Here is a 24025-nt window from a genome sequence, read left to right on the forward strand (position 1 = left end):
GTAGTTGGAGGTGGCTCATGGCTCGAAAAACCTCGTCTCCCTCAGGCCGTTATTCGCCCGGCTTTTTTGGCGAAATTGCGCTGCGCATCAAACTGGTGCTGCGTTTGCTGGCTGATCCGCGCGTCAACATTTTTATCAAACTGATTCCCTTTGCTTCCTTCATCTATTTTTTCCTGCCGGATCTGGTGATCGGGCCGCTGGATGATGCGGCGGTGCTGGGGATTGCTTTCAGCCTGTTTGTTGAGCTGTGTCCGCCGGAGGTGGTGGAAGAACATCTGCAGCAACTGCGGGCAGAAGCCCAGAGACGATCGGCCTCTCCGTCGGAGCGCAAGGCCATTGAGGAAGACATCATCGAGGGCGAGTATTACGAGATTAAGGACGTGACCATTCACGAAAATGGCCACAAAGAGGAGAAAGAGAAGCGATGAAAGTTCGTTCCCCCATTGTGTTGCGGCTGAGTCTGGCCATGCTGCTGTTTGGTTTGATAGCTGCGGCTTGCAGCCCAACCCCGCAGATTACCCCGCCGGCGACATTAATGCCCACTTCTCCGCCGTCGCAGCCGACCACTCAGCCAGAACCGGTTTCCTCACCTGTAGCCGAAGCAACTCCACTAACCGAGGATACGGCAGTGTCTTCTCCCACCGAAACCGCTGGGCCGGGCAACGTGACGGCCTTTCCGGCCGTTGCGGCTTTTGATTGGGTTACCATCGCCGGCGGTTTGCGCCGCCCGACCGATTTTGCCGATCCGAATGATGGCAGCGGACGATTGCTGGTGCTGGAACAGCCGGGCTTGATTCGGGTGATTGCGGATGGGCAGCTCCAGGAGCGTCCGTTTCTGGATCTGACCGACCGGGTGGGCGCCAATTCGTCTGAACAGGGATTGCTGGGAATTGCGCTCGATCCGGATTATGCGGAGAACGGCATTTTTTACCTGAATTACACCGACAAGAACGGCAATACCGTGGTTTCCCGCTTCCGGCGTTCTGCTGATGGGACAAGCGGTGATCCTCAATCCGAGCAGGTGTTGTTGTACGTGGAGCAGCCCTACGCCAATCACAACGGCGGTGATTTGGAGTTCGGCCCGGATGGCTATTTATACATCGGTTTGGGAGATGGTGGTTCTGCCGGTGACCCGCAGCGGCGTGCCCAAAACAATCAAACCTTGCTGGGCAAGATGCTGCGTTTGGATGTACGCGGTCAAACCCTGTATGCCATCCCGCCGGACAATCCGTTTGCGGACGGTAACGGTGGACGTCAGGAAATCTGGGCAAACGGGTTGCGCAACCCGTGGCGCTACACCTTCGACCGACTGACCGGTGACCTGTATATTGCAGACGTGGGACAGAATAAGTACGAAGAAATCAATTTTGTACCGGCGGGCAGCCCACCCGGCCTCAATTTTGGATGGCATTACCGTGAAGCAACCCATCCGTTTGCGGATACACCCCCGGCCGGCTTGTCGTTGTACGATCCGGTGCATGAATACGGGCGCAACGATGGTTGCTCGGTTACCGGTGGTTATGTCTATCGTGGCAGTCAATTACCGGAGTTTTACGGGGTTTACCTGTTTGGCGATTACTGCAACGGCTTTGTGTGGGGGATGCTGCGGGACTCAAACGGTAACTGGGTGGTCGAGCGTCTCTTCCAGTTGGGTGCCAACATCAGCTCATTTAGCGAGGATGCGCAGGGGGAGTTGTACCTGCTGGATCATCGTTCGGGCAGCATCTACAAGCTGATACGCCGGTAAGAGAGGATGAAAATCCAACCGAATGGGTAAAAATCATCCTGTTCAATTGCCCGGTTTTACGCTATGCTATGGTAAAGGATTACTGGAGGTGTGTGATGGCTGACAAACGCTGGGAAACGATCCGTGTGCAGTTTTGTGACCATGCCGGCTGTGAAGTGCGGCTGGAGGCTGAACTGGTCTATCCGGCTGAATTTTTACCCGATCAACCGCCGCGCCTGGTTTCCAAACGCTGTTCGCGCGGTTTGGAATGCAACATGTGGAACAACATGACCTGCATCTGGGCCGGCACCAATCCGATGTATGATCCGTTTGAGAAGTAAACATCCGGTAAAAGCAAGCCAGCCTGGTAATTTGAATCATCGAAACCGGTATCAAACAGCGGGGTAAATCCCCGCTGTTTTTGCTTGTCTGTAGAAGGCTCAGGAAAATCTTAATCCGTTATAATTTGGTGGTTATGAAAAATCGCTCAATGGATTGGTTCAAACAGGCAGAGCGGGACTTGCCACAGGTGGTTGACTCTCAGCGAAACCTTTACCATGAGTGGGCTTGTTTTGCCGCGGTTTGCCGCTGCCGGCGGATGTGATGGTTTACACGGTTGACGAGTGGAAAAATTTGCAAAAAAACTCGGCTTTGGTTCAGAAAATTACTTCTGAAGTTTATTGGATTTTTGAAAGGTCTGAGGAAACAACCGAATAAAACATGGAACTATCTATATCGCTTACATTACCGATTCTGATCTTTCTGGCGGCTATTTTATATGCCTCGGTGGGGCACGGGGGAGCCTCGGGTTATCTGGCGGTGATGGCGTTGTTTGGGGTTGCGCCAGCCGTGATGAAACCCACCGCTTTGACCTTGAATATCCTTGTTTCGGCAATTGCCTTTTTTAAGTTTTATCGGGCGGGTTGCTTTTCATGGCGATTGTTCCTGCCGTTTGCGCTGACCTCGGTGCCGTTGGCTTTTGTGGGGGGCAGTTTTGTCTTGCCAACCACTCTCTATAAACCGATTGTCGGCGCAGTGTTGATTTATGCGGCAATTCGCTTGTTTTTCAGCGCAAAATCTGCCCAAGCCACTGAATTGCGACCGGTCATTATCCCTGTGGCTGTCTTGTTGGGTGCTGTTATTGGTTTGCTTTCTGGGCTGACGGGGGTTGGCGGGGGAATTTTTCTCAGTCCATTGCTGGTGTTTCTGCGCTGGGGGGATGTGCGCCAGACTGGAGGGGTAGCGGCAGCGTTTATTCTGGTCAACTCAATTTCCGGGTTGCTCGGTCACTTTTCCGTCGTCGCGGAACTTCCTTCGTTCATCCCTGTGTGGGCGGTAGCGGCTGTGGCGGGCGGTTGGCTTGGAGCCGAGTTTGGCAGTCGTCGGCTGGGTAACCCGGCTTTGCGCCAGTTGCTGGCTGCGGTGTTGGTGATTGCCGGCTTGAAAATGATTTTGGTTTGAGTAAAAATCACCGAACCCTATACGAGGGGTATTGCCCTGCCCTGCTTTCCGATAGAATGGAAGCAGGTCATTGAAATTCGAGGAGTGGACTAAATGAAAACGGTGCGGCGGATTCTGATAGGGATTTTGCTGCTGATTGGCGGATTTGCTGTGTTTTTAGTCGGTTCAGTTTTGGTGGATATGGTGCTCGGCGCCAATCGCCTGGCGGCGGTTACCAATACCACCATTCCCGCTTCCGGCGGCGGGCCGGATGTGCGCGCTTATGTTGCCGTCCCGCCGGGGGAGGGACCGTTCCCGGCGGTGATCATGATTCACGAGTTCTACGGGTTGAACCAGAGCATCGTTGGCAAAGCGCAGGGATTGGCCGAGGAGGGTTATGTGGTTGTCGCACCGGATACCTTTCGCGGTTCAACCACCAGCTGGATACCGCGGGCAATTTTTCAGGTGATTACCACCCCTGTTGAGCGGGTCAATCAGGACCTGGATAGTGTATTTACGTGGCTGGCGTCGCAGCCCAATGTCAATCCGAAGCGGATCGCCATCATGGGATTTTGTTACGGTGGACGCACCTCACTGTTATACAGTTTACACAATCCCAATCTCGCGGCTACGGTTGTCTTTTATGGCTTGCCGGTCACTGATGCAGAGGCGCTGCGACAATTGCCCGGCCCGTTGCTGGGTATATTCGGCGGGGCGGATCAATCCATCCCTCTGGAACAGGTGCGGGCTTTTGAAACGGCCTTGCAGCAGGCCGGAGTACCCCATGAAATTACCATCTATGACGGGCAACCGCATGCGTTTGTCACCGACATGGAGTCCATCCGCGCCGGTGGGGTGCAGGGTCAGGCGTGGGCGCAGCTGCTGAGCTTTCTGGAACGCAGCCTGCGGGGCGATAGCCCCTATTATCAGCCCTCGGCTGCCGATTTACCGGTCAAAGCCGGGTTCGACTGGCATTACTACTGGATGCTGGTTTACGAACACGCCTTTGGCAGCGCCAGCCACGCCCATTAGAAGAGCGGCCAGATCAAAGGCAGGAAAATCATCACCACAATAAACAGCAATACATTGAGCAAAGCGCCAACGCGGGTGTAGTCGGTGAACCGATAACCACCCGGTTCCATGACCAGCACATTGGCTTGATGTCCAACCGGGGTGAGGAAACTGGTCGAAGCGCCGATGACAGTTGCCAGCACAAACGGACGTGGATCTGCACCCAGCCCCAGGGCTACATCAATGGCAATCGGCACCATCAACACGGTAGCGGCGGCGTTGGACATTGGCTCGGTGATCAGGGATGCGAGGATATAAATGCCGGCCACGACAGCCAGCGGGCCGAGGCTGCCGACCAGACTGACAATCTGTTCGGCAAGGAAGCGCGCCGTGCCGGTGTTTTCCATCGCCAAACCCAGCGGCAGCATGCCGGCGATCAGGAAAATACTGCGCCATTCAATGCTCTGGTAAGCCTCGTCCATTGTCAGGCAGCCGCTCAAGACCATCAGCACTGCGCCGATGACCATCGCCAGAGAGATATGCAAACCTCCCACAATGGTCAACAGCAGTACCAGCGCTAAAATTCCACCAGCCAGGGGGGCTTTTTGGGTCTGGCGGGTGGTGTAATTTACCGGTTCAAGCAGCAAAAAATCTTCACTGGTTTGCAGAGCAGGTAGTTGACTTTTTCGTCCGCGCAGCAGGAGCGTATCGCCAAACTGCAAGCGGACATCCCGAAGCCGCTCGAAAATCACTCTCCCCTGGCGGTGGATTGCCAAAGCGGTGAAACCATAGCGGTCGCGAAAATGCATTTCGCGCAATGTTTTTCCGGCGATACGCGAACGAGGGGAGAGGACTGCTTCCACGGTGACTTCATCGTTTCCGGTCAGTTCGGCTAATTGAAGTTTATGCTCGGCTTCAATGGCTAAACCAAGCGACTCTTTAGCTCGAATCAGGTTGTCTATCCTGCCTTCTACGACCAGTATTTCATTGGGTTGTAAGCAGTAATCGCGATGAGGAATCAGGCGTTTCTGATTCGGGTCTATGATGGCGATGACGCTCAGGTCGTAATCTGAACCGAGACGCGACTCGGCAAGTGTTTTTCCGGCCAGTTTACTATCCGGCAGCAGGCGTACCTCGCTCAGGTACTCGCGCAGGTTGTAGGTTTCCTGAATATCTTGCGGTTGACGGGCAGGCAGGAAGTGTCTGCCAATCAAAACCATGTACACGATGCCGGCGGTAAATACAAGGATGCCGGTTGGGGTGAAATCGAAAAAGGCAAAACCGGGCAGCCCGCGTTCGCTGAGAATGCTGGCAGCCAGCACGTTCGGCGGCGTACCAATAAGGGTCATGTTGCCACCCATCAGCGAGGCAAAGGAGATCGGAATCAACAATTTGGAAAGCGGAACTCCGCTGCGGCGGGAAATTCCAACGGCTGCCGGTAACATCACAGCAGTTGCGCCGATATTGTTCATGAAAGCCGAAAGCAGACCGCAGCCGAGCATCAGCGCGGCAATCAGTCGCGCCTCTCCATTTCCGGCAATGCGTAAAATTCGTTCGCCGAGCAGGTTTGCAACGCCGGTGGCAAATAAACCGCCTGATACAATGTACACCGCCCAAACGGTGATGACGGCCGGACTTGCGAAACCTGCAAAGGCCTGAGCCGGGTCAATCAGGCCGGTCAGGGTTACGGTGATCAGCACCAGCATGGCAATCACGTCCACGCGTAGTTTTTCGCTGGCAAACAGCCCAACGGCGGCGGCAATGATCAGGAGAGTCAGTCCAATTTGGGGTGTAAATTCGGTCATGCTTCACGCCGGAACAAAGAACACGGGAAGGATGTAAATCAATGGGCCTATTAAAGTGGTTCTATTATAGTGCATTTGTAAATTCGGAGAACTGCGCGTTGCATCAACCCATGAAAACCCGATTCGGGAGGTTGGATTGACTGTTACGCGGCTATAATTAGGGGAACGAGAGAGCGATTTCGGCACACCATGGATACCCTTCCTTCTGCTGACTTACCGGAACACACTGAGGAAACCTGTGAGGTGTTGTTTTTGCCCGCCGGCCGGACCGGCAGGTTCAAACGTGGGTTGACCTTGTTAGAAGCCGCCCGCCAGTTGGGTGTGATGATTGAGTCGGCGTGCGGCGGTGAAGGCTGGTGCGGGCAGTGCGCAGTATATATTCAGGAAGGCCGCTTCGGTTCGGCCGGGGGAGTTTCGGCGCTGAGTCACCTTTCGCCGGCCGACCAGGCCGAATTGGACGAGCTTACCGTCCGTGGTATGCCTTCCGGCAGCCGCCTGGCGTGTCTTGCTCGCCTGTTGGGGGATGTGTGTGTCGTGACCGGAGGTGGGGAGCGTCCATCGGCTGGTTTTTTGGGCAAAACGCTTCGGGAGGGTGCCTTTGAGGTTGACCCGCTGATTCGACTGTGCTGGTTGCGGCTTGATCCATTCCCTTCCGGTTTATCTTCTCTACTTGAACAGGCGCAGCAAGTGTTGGCGGAACGGTTTGGCATGTCCGCGGTGGAGTGGGAAAAGTCGGCGCTGGATGCTTTGCCGGTAGCGGCGGTGGAGAGTGGCGGCGAGGTAACCCTCACCGTCTGGAAAGAGCAGCGTGTCCTGCGCTGCCAGGGCGGTTTTCGGGAACAGGCGCTGGGGCTGGCGGTGGATATTGGCACGACTACGCTGGGGGTTTATCTGTGCGATTTGCGCAGGGGTATGCTGCTGGCGACGGCCGTGGGTTTGAATCCACAAACTGCCTGGGGGGCAGATGTCATCTCACGAATTGCCTTCTGCGCCCAAACTGCGGATGGGCTGACACTATTGCAGAAGGCTGTCGTCACCGCTATCAACGATCTGGCCGGAGAGGCTGCACGCACCGCCGGGGTTCGCCTGGAGGACGTGGTGGATTGTGTCTGGGTGGGCAACAGTGTCATGCTCCATCTGGCGCTGGGTTTAAACCCGGCCTCCTTGGGCGAGTCACCCTTCATTCCCCAGTTTTCCAATGCGCTGGATATGCCGGCCGGAAGGGCGGGGTTAAGACTCAATGCCGGAGCGCGCCTGCACATTCTGCCACTGATTGCCGGTTATGTGGGTGCTGATGCGGTAGCCGCCATTCTCGCCGCTGATCTGCATCGAGGCGAGGAGATGACTTTGCTGGTGGATGCGGGAACAAACGGAGAAATTATCCTGGGCAACCGGCAGAGGCTGGTGTGTACCTCCAGCCCAACCGGGCCGGCTTTTGAAGGGGCGAACATCACCTGCGGGATGCGTGCCCTGCCGGGGGCAATTGAACGGGTGCGGATTGATCCGGATACGCTTCAGGTGCGCTATAAGGTGATAGGCAGCCCGCTTTGGAGTGATCAAGCCGGGGCAGAGGGCGTTCGGGCAGCCGGGATCTGTGGGTCGGGTGTGCTGGAGGCAATCGCCGAGATGTACACCGCCGGTTTGTTGCTGCCGAGCGGCCGTTTTGCTGCTCAGGTTCCTTCTCCGGCGTGGCAACGAAAAGAAGACGGCGAACTGGTCTTTGTGCTGGTGGAAGGGACTCAGTCTGCCAGCGGGACACCGATTTATCTGACCCAAAAAGATGTGCGAGCGGTGCAACTGGCTAAAGCCGCCCTGCGTAGCGGGTGCGATTTTTTACTGAGCGCATTGAAAATCGGGGAGCCGCGCCGCCTGTTATTGGCGGGAGCCTTTGGCAGCTTACTGGATCCGCTGCACGCCATGCAAATCGGCATGATCCCGAAGTTACCTCTCAGCCGGGTGGAATCTCTCGGCAACGTTGCCGGCGAAGGGGCCTGCCTGGCCCTGCTCAGCCGCCGCAAGCGCGGGGAAGCCCGTCAGATTGCGAGGAAGGCGGAGCATCTGGTCATGCCGGCCGACCCGTCCTTTCAGGAGCGTTTTGTGGCTGCACTGGCCTTCCCGCCGCAGATTGAAACGTCAACTTACCCGATTTCATTTTTCCAGGAGGATCTGCCATGACTTCCCCGTTTCTCGAAGAAATCCGTGCAGGAAAGGTTTGGATTGCCGACGGAGCCACCGGCACCAATTTACAGCGGCGTGGTCTGCCTCCCGGCCAACCCGGCGAAGTATTTGTGCTGCAAAATCCGGCAGCGATTGAGGAACTGGCGCAGGAATTCATCGCCGCCGGAGCGCAAATTCTGCTGACCTGTACCTTTGGCGGCAACCGGCTGAGGCTGCGGCGCGCAGGACTGGAAGGTGAACTGCTTACCATCAACCGCCGAGCGGTTGAACTGGCACGCCGGGCCGCCCGGGGAAGCCCGGTCTTGATTGGAGGTTCGATGGGGCCGAGTGGTGAGATGATGCAGCCGTACGGCACGCTTGGGGAAGAAGAGGTACGTCAGAGTTTTGCGGAACAAGCCCGCATCCTCAGTGAGAGCGGAGCGGATTTGCTGGTTCTGGAAACCTTTTATGATCTGACCGAAGCCCGTGCCGCGGTGGAGGGCGTCCGCTCGGTGAGCGATTTACCGCTGGTGCTGTCGTTCAGTTATGACCGCGGGCGTAAGACGATGATGGGGGTCAGCCCAAGCCGCATGGCCGAGGCTGTGACAGACTGGGCGGTGGATGTGTTGGGGATCAACTGCGGGCGCAGTTTGGAGGATAATCTGGCCAATTTGAGGGAGCTGCGGGCTGTAACTTCACTACCAATCTGGTTCAAACCCAACGCTGGCTTGCCGGTCAGCGATGAACAGGGCCGGCTTTCCTATACGATTCAGCCGCAGGACATGGCCGAGGCGCTTCCGGCGTGGCTGGAGGGCGGGGCGCAGGTCATCGGCGGGTGCTGCGGCACCAGCCCGGCGCATCTGAGGGCAATTTCCGGGGCGGTTCACCGCTTGAGGGCGTAAGGGGTTTATTCATGCTGGCTGTACTTGCCTTCGCGCTGATTTTCTTCCCCCTGTGCGGTTTGTATGGGAGGGCATATCTACGGCTGGCGGCGCGCATTCTGAGGTTTGAACCGGGGGAAGACAACCCTACCGTAACCCTGCTGGCGGGGATCATTGCCCTGACGACACTGGCGGGCGGTCTTTCTCTGGCGTTACCGCTGGATTGGCGGGCTTTCAGCGTGCTGATTCTTGGGGGGGCGGCCATTTTTCTGGTCGGCTCGCGCGGTGGCTGGCTGACTCTGCGGCAGCCGACCTTACCGCGCCTGAGCGGCTGGAATTGGATTGCCGGGCTGGTGCTGGCGTTGGCCCTGCTGACCGTGCTGGAAAACGCCACTCACCAGGTTGCCAACCCGGATACCGGTATCTACCATGCTCAAGCCATTCGCTGGATGGAAGAATTCCCGGTGGTGGCAGGGTTGGGAAACCTGCACAGCCGATTTGCCTATAACTCGCACTGGCTGGTACTGAATGCGGTATTCAGTCTGGCTTTTTGGGGCGGACAATCGCTGCATCTGGTGGGGGCAATGCTGTTTGGGCTGGCTGTGTGGGATTTTGGCAACGGCCTGCGGCGCTGGCTGTTGGGTGAACGGAGCATTGCCAACGGTTTAAGGACGCTGCTCCTGCCGCTTTCGTTCTATTTGCTGGGTTCACAGACTTCCTCGCCCGGTACGGATTTACCGGTCATCCTGATATTATGGCTGATCATTCCATTGTGGCTGGAGCAGGGTTCGATCTCACCGCCACAGTCTTCGATCCGCGCGCTTTTGATCTTCAGCGCAGCCGTCTTTTTGTTGACGGTGAAACTTTCAGCCTTGCCGTTGTTGCTGCTGGCGGGCTGGCTGATGCTGGTGGATGTCCGGCATCAACCGGGACGAATTTTACGCTGGGGATTTTTAGGATTGTTTTTACTGCTGCCCTGGCTGGCGCGGAATGTGATCCTCTCGGGGTATTTGATCTATCCTTTTCCTGCGCTGGACTGGTTCAATGTGGACTGGAAAATCCCCTACGAAACGGCTTTACGCGAGTCGCAAATCATCCGCGCCTGGGCGCGCCTGCCGAATGTGGATGCCAGCCGGGTATTGGAGATGCCGCTGGTCGAGTGGTTGCCGGTCTGGTTCAGCGACCGGACGACCAATCAGCGCCTGATCCTGCTCCTGGCGGCCATCTCGCCGGCGGGAATGGGTGGAGTATGGCTGCTTGCCCGCTTGAAGAAGGGGCACTGGACCGGTCAGGAAAGTGGGTGGATAGGTGCGTATCTGTTTTCGATGGCGGGGGCGCTCTACTGGCTTTTCAATGCGCCGGATTTACGCTTTGGGTACGGTTGGGTGATTTTATTGATCGCCCTCCCACTGGCAGGCTTGATGAGCAGACTGGTGGGCGGCTTGCAGGGCAGTCCGGAGTTGATGGTCAAAATTTTGCTGGGGGTTGGGATGCTGGCGGTTCACCTCTATTTCCTGACGGCTTCTTTTGAGGGCAGGACTTTTTCTCAACGCTGGCTGCTGCCGCCGGATTACCCGCTTCATGCTACCGTTCCCTGCCCGTTGGAAAACGGGACGGTGCTGTGCGCCGGTGAAGAAAGTTATACGCAATGTTATTACCATCCGTTCCCCTGCATCCCCAAGCCGATTGAAGGGGTGGAGATGCGCGGAACGGATTGGGGGGATGGGTTTCGCGCAGTGTCTGTGCCATAAAGGGCACCCATTGTGAATCAAAAAATAGGGGAAATCCCGCATGACAGCATAAGCCTGCGGAGGTATAAATTTGCATGTCGGTTGATACAGCCGTATTCAAATTTTCAAAAGGAAAGGATGCTCTCAGATCATGAACCAAACATATCAGCAAAGCGAGGATACGGGAAAGCCTTTTCAGGGTCTCAGGAACTTAAGCGTTATTTGCAGTATTCTGGGGTATCTTTCGTTTCTCGGTGGTTTTGTGATGGCAAGCATGACGAGTCACAATGCGTATAATTCGTATGATGATCCTGTTTTACCCTTTGTTTTGTGGTTTAGTGTGGGATTCGTGGGCGGTATCGGGTATTTGATTATCGCGGATGTACTCAAATTGTTCGTTTCCGCCAAAGAAAATCTGGATGAGTTGCTGATCAGCGCACGCGAAATTGCTACTCACCTGAGAGAGGCGCGTGAAAAATAATCCTTCAAAAACAAGCCCCGCTTCAAGCGGGGCTTGTTTGATCAGGGGGACAACACATCCAGCGGATTGATGTTCTGCCCGATACGCTTGTCAAAGATGTTCAGGTGGGTATGGTAACCGCAATCGCGGTTGCGGCAGGATTGCCCGCGCCAGTCCACCGTGTAGCCGTGGTTGCTTTCATATCCAACCGTCTCGCCAATTTGCAGGTTTTGACCAACCTCTACAACATAATCGCCGTGCAGCATGAGCACCTGCCAGACTTCGTTTTCAAGGATTAAGGTGGTGTTGCCGTACTGGTCAATGTAGAGAGCGGTAACCGTACCGTTGATCGGCGCCAATATGGGAGCGCCTTTGCCGGCGGTCAGGTCAATGGCAAAATGCCCGTAGGATTGCCCGTGTGGACCCTGAGTCAGAATGTATTCGTCATACGGGGCGCGGATCGTCAGTGGATCGGGAGGGGCATTGGCGGGCGGGGCGGGCGGGGGGGAGGTGGTTGGCTGGTCTGGGGTGGCTGGGATGTGAGTCAGCGGGGTTGCGCTGGCCGTCTGGCGGTCATGTAACAGGTTAAACAGTAGAAACAGCATGATGACCAGGGCTGTGACCGATAAACTGTTGGAGGATGGAGAGCGGGACATGCGGTTTCTCCTTATGAATTAGAAAAAATGTTCTATATTTGATTATATCATAGTTCTCGATCCGTTGTTCCATCCATTTCACGAGGAATTACGAAAAGAGTAATCTGGTTTACCTTGACAGGATCGAAAAAGTCGTTATACTGTTGTTTATCGTAAAAAATAATTTTAGCGATGAAGAGATGTCAAATGGAAAAATCTTCTCCCCCGGCATTTGTCATTCGAGATATGGAAACCATGCGGGTCATTTCCGACCCGATTCGTGCCCAAATCTTTGAAGCCTTACTTCATCAAGCCCAAACCGTGCGGCAGGTGGCCGAAAAACTGGGCATGAGCGCCAGTAAGTTATATTACCACTTCAATTTGCTCGAAAAATTCGGCTTTATTCGCGTACAGGAAACCCGTCAGGTGGGTAACTTGATTGAGAAGATCTATGCGGTAACTTCGCCGACCATTGATGTGGATCCGGATTTGTTTTCCTTCCCATCCGGAGAGCACAATGAGCAAATTCTCACCATTATACGGGATACGATTGATGCCACCCGTGAGGATTTGTTGCGCAGTTTGCAAGCCCGTCTGTACGCATTGGAACAAGGTCAGCCGCCAAAGCCCCGGCGGGTTGTTCTCAATCGCCTCCGCTCCAACCTCAGCGACGAACAGGCGGCTCGCCTGCTGAACAGAATCGAAGAATTACTCAAGGAATTTGAGCAATCCGATGAAAAAGAAAGCCAGGACAATCAGCCTTATTCGCTGATGATTGCTTTTTATCCAAGTTTTTATTACCCCGCCGAAAGTCATTCGGGCAACTCGGAGGAATGATGAACACCGATTGGCAACCGCGCAACATGCGTACTTTTCTGGTCATCTGGATAGGTCAGGTGATCTCGATTATCGGTTCGGGTCTCACCAGCTTTGCGTTAGGTGTGTGGATCTTTCAACAAACCGGCCAGGCCACTCCGTTTGCGATTACGGTTTTGTTCGGGACATTGCCACGTATCTTACTGACACCGCTGGCGGGCTCGCTGGCAGACCGTTGGAATCGACGCTGGTTGATGATTCTGGCGGATAGCGGTAATGCGCTGGTCACGCTGGTGGTGGTATTTCTGGTGATGACCGATTCATTACAAGTCTGGAATATTTATCTGGTAGCGCTGGCCGGTGCATTGTTTGCCGCTTTTCAAGAACCGGCTTACACCGCCTCGATCACCATGCTGGTACCGAAAAAGGATCTGGCGCGTGCCAGCGGTTTGATGCAGGTAGCCCAATCTATGGAGATGCTGGTTGCGCCATTGCTGGCGGGGATTCTCTTTGGAGTGATTGGGTTGAGAGGCATTGTTCTGATTGACTTTCTCACCTACTTTTTTGCGGTGGGCGCTTTGCTGATTGTGCGCATTCCGCAGCCGCCGCTAACCACTCAGGCTGAGCAGGATGGGCGGGGTAGAATCTGGCGAGATGCCCTGTTTGGCTGGCAGTACCTGCGGCAGCGCCGGGGTTTGTTCAATTTATTGCTGTACTTCGCACTGGTCAATTTTCTGTTGAACCTTGCCAGTGTCCTGACCGGGCCGCTGGTGCTTTCGTTTTCTACCCCGGCTGTGTTGGGTGCGGTTCAGACGGCCACTGGTTTTGGTATGCTGATTGGCAGTTTGGTTTTGGGGGTATGGGGCGGCCCAAAGCGGCGGATTTACGGGGTGATGGGTTTTATCGGGTTGGGCAGTCTGGCTGTTTTGGTGATTGGCCTGCGGGCCAACCCCTTCTGGATTGCGGGCGGCTTCTTCGTGTTCCTTTTCTCGATTCCGATTGCTTCGGGATTAAGTCAGGCGATTTTTCAGACCAAAGTGGCTCCCGATGTACAGGGCAGGGTATTTGCCATCCGCAGCCTGATCTCCCGCTCGATCATGCCGCTGGCTTTTTTAATGGCGGGTCCGCTGGCCGATCAGGTATTCGAACCGTTGATGCAAGCGGGCGGATTGCTGGCCGAGAGTTTGCCCGGCACGCTGATTGGGGTCGGTGCCGGGCGGGGCATCGGCCTGATGTTTGTGATCTCCGGTATTCTTTTAATGGTGGCGACAGGATTTGCTTTTCTGAATCCCTCCATCCGTAATCTGGAAATTGAATTACCGGATGCCTTACCGGAAGAAACCTTAACCAAACCCATGCCGGAGCAAGTCCCGCCGGTGACTGCACTTGCGGAAGATTGAAATTTACCAGACATACCCATCAGAGCGTTTGATCCGGTTTGTTTTTGCGCAGGTTGACCAGCAGGGGTAAGAACAAAGCCCCCGGCAGACTGGCGCCTACAAACAGCAATCGCATCATCAGGCTGAGGGTGAGGGTATTTTCCAGTGGCACGCCCCCAAAAGTGTGATAGAGGTAGGAAATGGAAACTTCTTGCAAGCCCAGTCCGTTAATCGAAATCGGCAACAGGGTGATGAAGTAGGACAAACTCCACAATCCGCCAATCTGCCAGAAATCGAGCGGTGAATTCATGGCCTTCAACAACAGGCTAACGCTGATAAAAGTACACCCCATGTGACCCAGGGTGGCGGCAAAAGCCCCTATCAGGCCGAGCGGGTGGCGCAGCCAGTGCCGCAGGCTGGCGAGAACCTGGCTGAGGAATTGCCTGATTTTCTCAAACCAGCGCGAGGAGAAGGGAAGAAATCCCGCTAATAGTCCGCTTAAACCGGCGGTCGGGTTATTCAAAATACTGAGTAAACCGGCCGGCAGCATCACCATCATGCCGGCCATGCCGATCAACCGGTCGGCGACCAGCGAAGCCGCGCTCAAACCGGCATCTACCCGCAGCATGACAGCCCCCGCCAGCCGGACGACATCGCCCCCGATTGTGGAAGGCAGAAAATTGGAGGCAAACAAGCCGACAAAAACCAGTTCAAAGATTTCCTTGAAAGAGACCGGGGCCTTTGCCGAGCGTAGCAGAACGTACCAGCGTAGCACCACACACACGCGGGAGAGCAGCATGATTCCTAGGGTCAGCAAGAACACCGGCAGTGGGATACGCCTGACGGCGGCAACGACTTCCTCCCACCCCTGCTGACGCACCAAACCGATTAACAATATCACGGAAAGAAGCGTCCCTCCCAACTGGAAGATTGGTTTCCAGTTGAAAGACCGGCTGGTTTTGGCAGGGGGTTGATGGCTCATTTTGGCACCAGCACTTGCAGGTTTTGCTCCCCAAAATAGGCTTCTTCGCCATAATATTCTAAAATTGGAAAGGCGATGCGGTCCACCCACAGGTTATTTTCTTCGGCAAAGGGGTCAATTTTTGGCCTCTGATAACCGGGGTTCAGGCGGTCTACAATGATCATTGAAAACCGCCGGTTCCGCAAATCGGCGTAGAACCGTTCCAGGAGGGTGCGGTTATTGGAGATGGAAGCCTCGGAGAGCAAAAGCAGTTCATAATCGGCCACCAATGGGACATCTTTGACGTAGCCAAATGTCAGCAAGTGACGCTGGGAGATAAACAAAACCTCACCTCGTCGAGCTGCACTGCCAATCAGCTGGTTCAGGGTGTTCAAAGTGACCCGGGCTTGCTGCAGATCTTTGGGGGCTGGTAGTGAAAACTCAGCCAGTGACCAGACCACCGGTACACTGAGGGCCAGTAAGAGCAAGGCGGTGGGGCGCAGGGGGGTGGCGGATAAAGAAATCTGATCGGGGGTGGCTTTGCCGAACAGGAAGTACGCACCGATCAGCATCAACACCACAAAATAAGCATCCAGATTATGCAGATTACTACCGCCGCCGATTTTGGTACTGACCACCAGCCCGCCAATCAGCAGCACCGCTCCAATTCCTGCCAGGCCGAGTAATCGCAGGGGATGCCAGCCGGCCGCCTGCCGCAAGGTGTTGAGGGCGATTAGCATCAGTAATGGCAGCGAGATGATCAAACCCAGCGGTAAAATCCCCCACCCGGAAGTGGCGCTGGGCATTAAACGATGCCAAAGCAGTGAGGAAGTAAAACTGGAAGCGAATAAACTGGGGTCCTGATTACCGGAAAGGGGAATGTAGGCTGCCTGAGCGGCAAGCGCAGTGAGGAGACCAGCCGACCCCCATAGCAGCGGACGGGCAAAATAGGCAAAAAGATTGGGATGGTTCTGGTAGGGCGTTTCGAGAAGGTAAATGGAGATGGCCAGCATGGCCGGTACGGGAAACCAGTTGACCCGGCTAAGGCCGGCCCAGATGGACGCAATGATTACCATCCCCAGCGTCTGAAACGGGCGGCGGCGATGATAACCGAGCAAGACCGGCAGGATGCACAGATGCAGGTGATAATAAACCGGCCCCTGCATCAGAAAGAGAAAAGCCCACAATGTCGTACCCGCCACCAGCGGGGCGGAGCGCAGGCCAAGCCGGCGGCTCAATGCCCAGCCGGTAGCCAGATTCATGCCGATCCACAAGATAACCTGCCAGAGGCGATGAAACCACAATGGTGAATCGGGGATGAGGTAGGCTAAACTGAGCAGCAAGTATCGGGAAGCATGCAGCGGAGAAAGTGGGACTGAGAAGCCGTAGATTTGTTTCGCAAACGGCAATGAGGCGTAGTAGTACCGGCTGGCCTCCGACCAGCCCAGGGTAAAAGGATAGGGGCTGACTTTGGCTGCGTAAGTCAATAAAACGGCCAGAAAGCCGCCAATCAGCATTCCCACACTGAGCGCCCAGAAATAACTGATCCGCCCGGCTGCAATCAGGAACAGGCAAGTTACACCGGCGGCCATCCAGAGGAGCCACAGACGGTCGGTGAGGGCGGTGAAGTGCTTGACAAACAAGAAGTCCATCAAAAAAGCGGTCAGCAGCCAGCCGGCAACGTAGAACAGGTAGTTCCACCATCCCAACCGGCTGAAAAATTGAATCAGCCGTTCAGCAAAGAAGGTCAGGCGAGGGCGGCTGCCGCTTTGTAAAGCGAACCACAGCAGCAGGCAGGTCAGGCTGATGAAGAAGCAGACGGCGATCAGCACACTCCACTGCCACGAGTAACGTACAATAAACCAGCCCGAAAAACGGCCTTTTTCAAGCAAATCTGGCAGAGTCAGCAGACCAAAAATACCGCCCAGCAGCAACCACACCCGGATTGCCAGCAAATTCCGCACCGGTTCGGCGGGCAGAGGCAGGGCAGCGGTTTCAACGGTCTGATTCATGGATCCGGTGATGGCCTGGCAGGAGTTTGCGGATGGTGTAGGTGGGTTTGCCCTGCGATTCGTGGTAAGTGCGCACCAGCAGTTCGGCAATCAGCCCCATCAAGATGGACTGAAAGCCGAGAATGAACACCATGGTGCTCATCTGGAAGATGGGTGAATCCAGCACCGGGATTTGGAAAAACACCCGCCGCACAAATAATACCAGCAGGGTGATCAGGCTGATCAGAATCAGAATGAAACCCGCCCCGCCGAACAGGTAAATGGGTTTATTACCGTAACTGCTCAGGAACTTGACCGTGATCAAATCCAGAATGACCTTGATGGTGCGTTCCAAGCCGTATTTGGCTTTGCCGAACCGGCGCGGGTGATGGCGCACGGGCACTTCGAGGATCTTTGCCCCAACTGAGTGGGCATACACCGGGATAAACCGGTGCATTTCCCCGTACAACTTGAATCCGGTGATGACCTCGCGGCGATAGGCTTTGAGCGTGCAGCCGTAATCGTGTAAGTGAACGCCGGTTGTTTTGGAAATCAGCCAGTTGGCGATGCGTGAAGGCAGTGTACGGGTGAGAAATTGATCCTGACGGTCTATCCGCCAGCCGCTGACCACATCATAACCCTCTTGCAATTTTTCCAGCATGTGGGGAATGTCAGCCGGGTCGTTCTGCAGGTCGGCATCCAGCAGAACGATCATTTCACCGCAGGAGTGGTCAATGCCGGCGGCGATGGCAGCGGTTTGCCCAAAGTTGCGCCGCAGCAACACACCCCGCACGTGATCGGGATCGGATTGGTGAAGTCCTTCGATGATGCGCGGGCTGGCATCCCTGCTGCCGTCATCTACCAACACCATTTCCCAGGTCAGGTTGAGCGGGTCTAAGGCCTGATGGACTGCCTGGTGCAGTAAAGGTAGGGATTCTTCTTCGTTATATACCGGGATGATCACCGAAAGGTCCATCACCAACCTGTGCCTGCGGGAATTTTGGAAGAATTAAATTATACGCCCACTTTTGCCTTTATACCGGTCAGCATTACCGGCGGAAAGGGGATGCCGTTATACCGTTCGAGCGAGTTGGTGTATGCCCCGGCCGGGAAGATGTACAGGCGGTCGCCCAGCGTCAGGCTGGCCGGCAGGTACACCTCGCTGCGAATGACGTCGGCACTGTCGCAGGTTGGGCCACTGACGATGAAAGGAATCCGTTGCTCGTCTTGTTTTTTGCTGAGGATGTTGTAGGGAAAGTGAAACATCTCCAACCCTTCAATCAAGCCGTGAAAGACGCCGGTGTCCACATACAGCCATTCATGACCATTGCGGCGGGCGCGGTTGATGACCGTTGTCACCATCACGCCGGCATCACCGACCAGCCCGCGGCCGGGTTCAACCCATAACTCAGCCTGACCGCCGAACCAGCCCTGCCAGCGCAGTAGAACTTCTCGGGCGATTTCCTCAACCGCAGGGACGGGTTGGTCGAATTGGGAGGGAAATCCACCGCCGATGTTGATACAGGAAAGCGGGCTGCCGTTTTGCTGGAGGGCTTTCCAGAGCGGGCGCAGGCGTTCCAGCGCCCGTACCCACGCCAGCGGATCGCTGTTTTGCGAACCGACATGGAAAGTCAATCCATGGGGTTTCAAACCCAGCCGGATGGCTACTTCGAACAACCGCAGAGCTTCTTCCGGGGAGATGCCAAACTTGCGTTCCAGCGGCCAAAAACTACCTTCGTTATCCACGGCGATGCGCGCTGTCAGCAGTGCACCGGGAGCAAGGCGCGCCAGTTTTTCCACTTCCAGTTCCGAATCAAAGGCAAAAACCCGCACGCCAAACCGATAGGCCTGCTCGATGTGTCGCGGGATTTTGGTCGGCGCGCTGAAGATCATCCGTTCAGCAGGCACGCCCGCAGCCGCCAACAGCTCAATTTCACCCCATGAAGCCACATCAAAGTCAATCCCTTCCTCAGCAAACAATTGCAGCACCTGCGGATGATTATTGGCTTTGACGGAGAAAAAGACCCGTCCGCCCGGAAAAGCAGCCCGAAAACGGCGCGCGTTCTCCCGCAGGCGGTTTTCATCCAGAACCAGAAAAGGGGTTTCCTCAATCCGCACCCCGGATAATAAGCGGTGAATTTCGTCCAAAGAATACAGGCTCATGGCAACTCCATTTCTAAATTCATTCAATCTACACCCACAAAAACGGGGATATTATAACCGTACTTTCAGTACAATAATAATAACCGTTTGAATGGATTGCATAAACGTGGAAGGGAGGTGTGGAATGAAGCTTCAACGGTTAGGATTACGCCAAATGGGGCGGGCTCTTCTGGTCATTGGGTTTTGGCTGGCCGGTTGTGCCGTTCCGCCGCCTCCGGCTACCCCCACCGCGGAAGTGAGCGAACCAACCGCCACGCTTACCCCAGTATTTACCGCAACACCGCTTCCCTCACCAACCCCCAGCCTGACCCCGACGCCGGCGGCCAATGATTTGAGCCTGCCGTTGCGGGTGGCATTGTATTACCCGTGGCTGCCTGAGGACTGGGCGCAGATCAGCCCACTGCCGGCTCGCGGCAAATATGATTCCCGTGACCCGGCGGTAATTGAAGATCAGATAAAGGAAATGAAACGGGCGGGTATTCAGGCCGCTGCCATGTTCTGGAAGGACGAGGAGGCGCGCCCTTTCCTTTCGGCCATTCTGCAGGCCAGCCGAGAGAAAGATTTTTACTGGGGAGTGCTGCTGGATTTGGAAAAACAAAGCGATCCATCTGCCGCCCTCATCCAGCAAGTTCTGGATGATCTGGCTCAATCCTTTGGCACCCACCCCAATATCTGGCGGCTGGAACGCCGAATTGCCCTGATTGTGGATGTGGATGAGGTGGATGATGGCTGTGGAATGGTCAGTCGCTGGCTGGAAGCCAACCGTGAACAGAAGTTTTACCTGATCATGCAGGTTTTTCAAAATTACGACCGCTGTTCGAGCCAGCCGGATTTATGGGTGGATTTGTATCCCCAAACCCCCATTGATCCGCCGCCAACCAACGCTCAGACCCTGCTGGTCAATAGCTGGAACGGCAGTGATCTGGCTGCCCTGGAACGCAGCATGATGGAGTGGGGTGCTCAGGTGCAAGCCGCCGGTGCACCGCGCGGATTACAGGTTGTCCGCGCTTAAAACGATTGGGCGGGGGGCATGAACGTCGAAGCCGCAGCCGTGTGGGGGGAAAGCGCCGATTACTACCTTGAAGTGCTGCGGCGCAATGGACAAGGGTACACTGCCCTGGTGGAGGAATTGCTCTTCAAAAACGAGGCGGTTTTGGTGGGCGCTGGCGATATTGCGATCTGCGGCGAAGAAGGTAGCCAGTACACCGCTGAACTATTGGATCAGATTCCCGGCACGGTTTTCACCGCAGGTGACAATTCCAATGAAGAGGGTTCAACCGCCAATTATCAGGTGTGCTTCGATCCGACCTGGGGACGACACAAAGACCGCATCTACCCGGCAGCCGGCAACCATGACTTACTCACCTCACAAGGCGCTCCCTACTACGCCTATTTTGGTGAGCGTGCCGGGGAAGCGAGCAAGGGCTACTACAGTTTTGATCTGGGACAGTGGCATGTTATCGTCCTGAACAGTGTTTGTGAGTATGCCGGCGGGTGCGGCGAGGATTCGCCGCAAATGGAGTGGCTGAGAAAAGACTTGGCCGAACATACAAACCTTTGTACGCTGGCAATCTGGCATTACCCACTGTTCACCTCGGGAACACGTGGCGGTAATGAGGTGGTGCGCCCATTCTGGAAAGCGTTGTACGAAGCCGGAGCAGATGTGATCGTCAACGGACACGATCACCACTACGAACGATTTGCGCCGTTGAATCCGGATGGTCAACCTGACCCGGATCGAGGCATTCGCCAGTTTATTGTGGGCACCGGCGGGGCCGGATTGCGCGGGATTGGTGAGGTGGCTGCCCACAGCGAAAGACGCATCCTGTATACCTACGGCGTGTTGAAACTGGTGCTGAAAGGCAATGGTTATTACTGGGAATTTATGCCGGTAGCCGGCATGGGTGCAACCGACAGCGGCAGTGGTGTTTGTCACTGATAATTTGGGTATAATTGAGTAGCCGCAGATCGCAACATTTCCGCCGTTTTCGCCTGCCGCTTGAATTTGCGGTGTGAGCGTTCAACCTACTTGTTACGGGAGAGTGTCAGATGATTGTTACAACCAAAGAATTATTCAAAGCCGCTTACGGCAAGTACGCCATTGGAGCCTACAACATCAATAATCTGGAACAGACGATGGGGCTGTTCCGCGGCAATCTGGACAGCCAGGCGCCGTTCATTATCCAGATCAGCAAAGGCGCGCGTTCGTACACGCACAAACTGATGCTGGAAGCCCTGATTCGAGCGGCGGATCAAATCTTCCCCGACGCCATTTTTGCCGTTCATCTCGACCACGGCGATGAAGAGACCTGTTACGACTGTATTAACAGCGGTTTCTACTCCTCGGTGATGATTGATGCCAGCCACGAGGACTTTGAGACCAATATCGCCATCACCCGTCGGGTGGTGGAAGCAGCTCATGCCAGGGGGATTGTGGTAGAAGCCGAATTGGGGCAGTTAGGCGGCGTGGAAGAACATGTCTCGGTGGATGAAGCCGACGCAAAGTTGACCGATCCCAAAAAAGCCCGAGAATTTGTGGAACGCACCGGTTGCGATTCGCTGGCGGTGGCGATTGGCACCAGCCATGGCGCCTATAAATTCAGCGGTTCCCAGGGCCTGCGCTTTGATGTGCTGGAGCAGATTCAAAAAGAATTACCGGGGTTTCCGCTGGTCATGCACGGCAGCAGTTCGGTTCCGCAGGAGGAAGTTGAGCGCATCAATGCCGCCGGTGGGCAGATTAAAGGCGCCAAGGGTGTGGATGAGAACAGCTTCCGGCGGGCAGCCGAACTGGGTGTGACCAAAGTGAACATTGATACCGACGGGCGGCTGGTGTGGACGCGGGTACACCGGGAGTACTTCCGCGATCACCCGGAAAACTTTGACCTGCGCCCGATTGGCAAGGTGTTCATGGCCGAATACGCGAAATTCATTGCCCACAAGAATGAAAAACTGGGCAGTGCCGGCAGGCTGGAAGAAGTTCGTAAGTTGATTATGGAAAAAGCCTGAAACCGAAACGTATTCATATTGCTGAAAAAGCCCGGTGGTGGATGGACTGCCGGGCTTAATTCATCCCTGAGTAAAAAGCCAGTTTTAACAGATAGGGTATAATGGTTAAAGCAGGGAACGATCAAGCATGTCATCTCAGGATCTGAACAGGGCGATTCAACTGGCGAGGGCGGGAGACAAAAAAGCTGCCCGACAGATTTTGCTGCGGCTGGTACAGGAACAGCCGACCAATGAAATGGCGTGGATCTGGCTGGCGGATACAATGCCGGACGATGCCCGGCGGATTGCTACCCTCAAACAATGTTTGAAGATGATTCCGCAGAGTCAGGTGGCACGCAAAGCCTTGCAGGTGCTGGAATCGGCTCAAAAGCCGGCTGCACCGCTCGAAAAGCCGGCCGAACCCCGGCCTGTTGTCCGTCCAGGGGGGACATCTCAATCCTTTGTGCCGCAACCGCCTCCCGAAGAGAGCGGGTTTGATGACCTGCTTTCACTGCGGGAAGAGGTGGTTCTGCCGGAGGAAGAAGGCAAAACGCCGCCCTTTGTGCTTGAAGAACCTGAACCGGAAGCGGCAGCACTGCAATGGCCGACTGCCAACCAGCCAACTACCGGTCAGCCAACCGTGGAACCCTTTGTGGACACCGCGGCAATTGAGCAGCTGCGCCAGCAAGCTCAAAAGGTGACCTCTTCGCCGGTCGAAAAAGTTGTCGAAACCGGTCAGGAGGTCGGGAGGAAGGTCTCTTCCGTGCGGTGGGGGGCAATTTTTGGTGTCCTCCTCTTTGCGGTGGTGGTGGGGGTTGCGGCTTATTTCGTGTGGTACAGTCCCAACAGCCCATTTCGCTTGAATTCCCAACAACCGTTACCTCCGGAACTGGGGAATTATCAGCCCCCCAGAGAAACTCCCGTGATCGAAACACCGGTGGTGGTCACTCCCCTGGTTACTGAGGAAGTGCAGGCTACCGAAGCCGAGGAAGAGATCATCGGCACACCACCGCCCCCCGGCATTTATTTGAGCGGAACGCCGGTCAATTCCTTTGATTGGTCGCCGGACGATACCTTTGTGGTGGTTTCGGCGGGCGGCGGACTTTCGGTGTACGATTCGCAGAATTATGGCACACTGCGCTACCTGGATCTGACCGGCAGTAAAGCGGCTTGCCGCATTTCGCCGGCCGTGGATCGTGCGGTTTGCGCTGGTCAATTGTTGTGGGCGTGGTCGCTGCCGGATTGGAATTTGGAGATTGAAGCGCCGCCGCCGAGCGGCTTACCCGGCAGTTGGATTGGCCTGTTCGATTTTGTCACCTCGGATTTACTGACACTGGTTTATGAAAGCGATTTGCAAAGCGTGGAGATCTGGTCGCTGGGCATTCAGCAGCGGGATGGTGATTTGCTGCGTGCGCCCTCGCCCATTCAACGCTTGACCACTTCACCGGAAAGCGGCTTGATTGCGGCGGGCCTGTTCGACGGCCGGGTGATCATCTGGAGCTTAGAAACCCGCCAGCCTGTCTTTCAGCGAAGCGTACAGGATCAGCCGGTGATGTGGCTGGCGCTCAGCGCCGACGGCAAACGCTTGATGACGGCTGCCTCCCTGCCGCCGGTGCGGATTTGGGAAATTCCCTCCGGTCGGCTGATTGCTGAAATTCAAACCGAGAACACTTTCACGGCATTGGCTTTTTCTGCCGATGGCGAAAGCATGGTTTGGGCTGATAAAAATGGCCTGGTGACCCATCAACAAATTAAGGACGGAAGCGTGTTGAGGCGGGTGGATGTGGGTGTGCCGGTGCGCGAAATCCGCTTTTCGCCCGATCAAACTCGGATTGCGGTTGTGACCACACTGGGGGATATTTATTTCTATGCGCTTGTGCCGTGA

21 protein-coding genes are annotated in these 24025 nt (G+C 55.5%); 15 read left to right on the forward strand and 6 right to left on the reverse strand.

Going from position 1 to position 24025, the window contains the following annotated elements:
• Positions 1–17: 17 nt before the first annotated feature.
• The 5 genes from AC812_RS16040 to AC812_RS16060 all read left to right on the forward strand — a co-directional run bounded on the left by AC812_RS16040 (position 18) and on the right by AC812_RS16060 (position 4198).
• Positions 18–428 carry a YkvA family protein gene (locus AC812_RS16040; RefSeq protein WP_061913475.1) on the forward strand — a complete coding sequence of 137 codons (411 nt, stop codon included), beginning with the start codon at positions 18–20 and terminating at the stop codon, positions 426–428.
• Positions 425–1747, forward strand: coding sequence for a PQQ-dependent sugar dehydrogenase (locus tag AC812_RS16045; RefSeq protein WP_082148914.1), 1323 nt, complete (start codon positions 425–427; stop codon positions 1745–1747). Before AC812_RS16040 ends, AC812_RS16045 begins: the two co-directional genes overlap by 4 nt.
• A gap of 95 nt (positions 1748–1842) precedes the next feature.
• Positions 1843–2067 carry a hypothetical protein gene (locus tag AC812_RS16050; protein ID WP_061913476.1) on the forward strand — a complete coding sequence of 75 codons (225 nt, stop codon included), beginning with the start codon at positions 1843–1845 and terminating at the stop codon, positions 2065–2067.
• 379 nt (positions 2068–2446) lie between these two features.
• Positions 2447–3187, forward strand: a complete 741-nt coding sequence (locus tag AC812_RS16055) for a sulfite exporter TauE/SafE family protein (RefSeq protein ID WP_061913478.1) — start codon at positions 2447–2449, stop codon at positions 3185–3187.
• Between the two features lie 93 nt (positions 3188–3280).
• A complete protein-coding gene (locus tag AC812_RS16060; RefSeq protein ID WP_082148915.1) occupies positions 3281–4198 on the forward strand; it encodes a dienelactone hydrolase family protein in 918 nt (305 codons plus the stop codon).
• Here AC812_RS16060 and AC812_RS16065 read toward each other — a convergent pair.
• Complete coding sequence (locus AC812_RS16065) at positions 4195–5982, reverse strand: SLC13 family permease (RefSeq protein WP_061913480.1); 1788 nt, start codon at positions 5980–5982, stop codon at positions 4195–4197. The genes AC812_RS16060 and AC812_RS16065 overlap by 4 nt on opposite strands.
• Before the next feature lie 189 nt (positions 5983–6171).
• Between AC812_RS16065 and AC812_RS16070 the strand changes: the two genes are divergently transcribed.
• The 4 genes from AC812_RS16070 to AC812_RS16085 all read left to right on the forward strand — a co-directional run bounded on the left by AC812_RS16070 (position 6172) and on the right by AC812_RS16085 (position 11231).
• Positions 6172–8157, forward strand: a complete 1986-nt coding sequence (locus tag AC812_RS16070; RefSeq protein ID WP_061913481.1) for an ASKHA domain-containing protein — start codon at positions 6172–6174, stop codon at positions 8155–8157.
• A complete protein-coding gene (locus tag AC812_RS16075; protein ID WP_061913483.1) occupies positions 8154–9041 on the forward strand; it encodes a homocysteine S-methyltransferase family protein in 888 nt (295 codons plus the stop codon). Before AC812_RS16070 ends, AC812_RS16075 begins: the two co-directional genes overlap by 4 nt.
• An 11-nt stretch (positions 9042–9052) precedes the next feature.
• The gene (locus AC812_RS16080; protein WP_061913485.1) at positions 9053–10771 is read left to right on the forward strand and encodes an LIC_10190 family membrane protein; all 1719 of its coding nucleotides are present in this window, start codon (positions 9053–9055) and stop codon (positions 10769–10771) included.
• Positions 10772–10901: 130 nt separating this feature from the next.
• Complete coding sequence (locus AC812_RS16085) at positions 10902–11231, forward strand: hypothetical protein (protein ID WP_061913487.1); 330 nt, start codon at positions 10902–10904, stop codon at positions 11229–11231.
• Positions 11232–11272: 41 nt separating this feature from the next.
• Here the strand turns inward: AC812_RS16085 and AC812_RS16090 are convergent, their stop codons facing one another.
• Positions 11273–11866: a M23 family metallopeptidase gene (locus tag AC812_RS16090; RefSeq protein WP_062158975.1), complete on the reverse strand. Its 594-nt coding sequence runs from the start codon at positions 11864–11866 to the stop codon at positions 11273–11275.
• Positions 11867–12052: 186 nt separating this feature from the next.
• On the opposite strand from AC812_RS16090, the gene AC812_RS16095 reads away from it, so the two are divergent.
• Together AC812_RS16095 and AC812_RS16100 are read left to right on the forward strand one after the other, a co-directional pair.
• Entirely contained in the window at positions 12053–12682 is a 630-nt protein-coding gene (locus AC812_RS16095) for a winged helix-turn-helix domain-containing protein (protein WP_061913493.1), read from the forward strand.
• Positions 12682–14061: an MFS transporter gene (locus AC812_RS16100; RefSeq protein ID WP_061913495.1), complete on the forward strand. Its 1380-nt coding sequence runs from the start codon at positions 12682–12684 to the stop codon at positions 14059–14061. Before AC812_RS16095 ends, AC812_RS16100 begins: the two co-directional genes overlap by 1 nt.
• A gap of 19 nt (positions 14062–14080) precedes the next feature.
• Here the strand turns inward: AC812_RS16100 and AC812_RS16105 are convergent, their stop codons facing one another.
• Genes AC812_RS16105 through AC812_RS16120 form a run of 4 tightly spaced genes read right to left on the reverse strand, consistent with a single transcriptional unit; the run spans position 14081 to position 19155 of the window.
• Positions 14081–15022 (reverse strand): lysylphosphatidylglycerol synthase transmembrane domain-containing protein, encoded by a 942-nt coding sequence (locus AC812_RS16105; RefSeq protein WP_061913497.1) that lies wholly within the window; start codon positions 15020–15022, stop codon positions 14081–14083.
• The gene (locus tag AC812_RS16110) at positions 15019–17013 is read right to left on the reverse strand and encodes a hypothetical protein (protein ID WP_061913499.1); all 1995 of its coding nucleotides are present in this window, start codon (positions 17011–17013) and stop codon (positions 15019–15021) included. The genes AC812_RS16105 and AC812_RS16110 overlap by 4 nt, the downstream gene beginning before the upstream one ends.
• A complete protein-coding gene (locus AC812_RS16115; protein ID WP_061913501.1) occupies positions 16997–17968 on the reverse strand; it encodes a glycosyltransferase family 2 protein in 972 nt (323 codons plus the stop codon). Before AC812_RS16115 ends, AC812_RS16110 begins: the two co-directional genes overlap by 17 nt.
• 38 nt (positions 17969–18006) lie before the next feature.
• Positions 18007–19155, reverse strand: coding sequence for a type III PLP-dependent enzyme (locus AC812_RS16120; RefSeq protein ID WP_061913503.1), 1149 nt, complete (start codon positions 19153–19155; stop codon positions 18007–18009).
• A gap of 124 nt (positions 19156–19279) precedes the next feature.
• Here AC812_RS16120 and AC812_RS16125 point away from each other — a divergent pair, with 124 nt between their 5' ends.
• The 4 genes from AC812_RS16125 (at position 19280) to AC812_RS16140 (ending at position 24025) form a co-directional block, all read left to right on the forward strand.
• The gene (locus tag AC812_RS16125) at positions 19280–20167 is read left to right on the forward strand and encodes a glycoside hydrolase family 71/99 protein (protein ID WP_061913505.1); all 888 of its coding nucleotides are present in this window, start codon (positions 19280–19282) and stop codon (positions 20165–20167) included.
• Between the two features lie 18 nt (positions 20168–20185).
• Positions 20186–21094, forward strand: a complete 909-nt coding sequence (locus AC812_RS16130) for a metallophosphoesterase family protein (RefSeq protein ID WP_061913507.1) — start codon at positions 20186–20188, stop codon at positions 21092–21094.
• A gap of 110 nt (positions 21095–21204) precedes the next feature.
• On the forward strand, positions 21205–22161 hold the full coding sequence (locus tag AC812_RS16135; RefSeq protein ID WP_061913509.1) for a class II fructose-bisphosphate aldolase: 957 nt from the start codon (positions 21205–21207) through the stop codon (positions 22159–22161).
• 127 nt (positions 22162–22288) lie between these two features.
• Complete coding sequence (locus AC812_RS16140; RefSeq protein ID WP_061913511.1) at positions 22289–24025, forward strand: WD40 repeat domain-containing protein; 1737 nt, start codon at positions 22289–22291, stop codon at positions 24023–24025.

This window comes from Bellilinea caldifistulae (genome assembly GCF_001306055.1).
Taxonomy (GTDB): Bacteria; Chloroflexota; Anaerolineae; order Anaerolineales; family Anaerolineaceae; genus Bellilinea; species Bellilinea caldifistulae.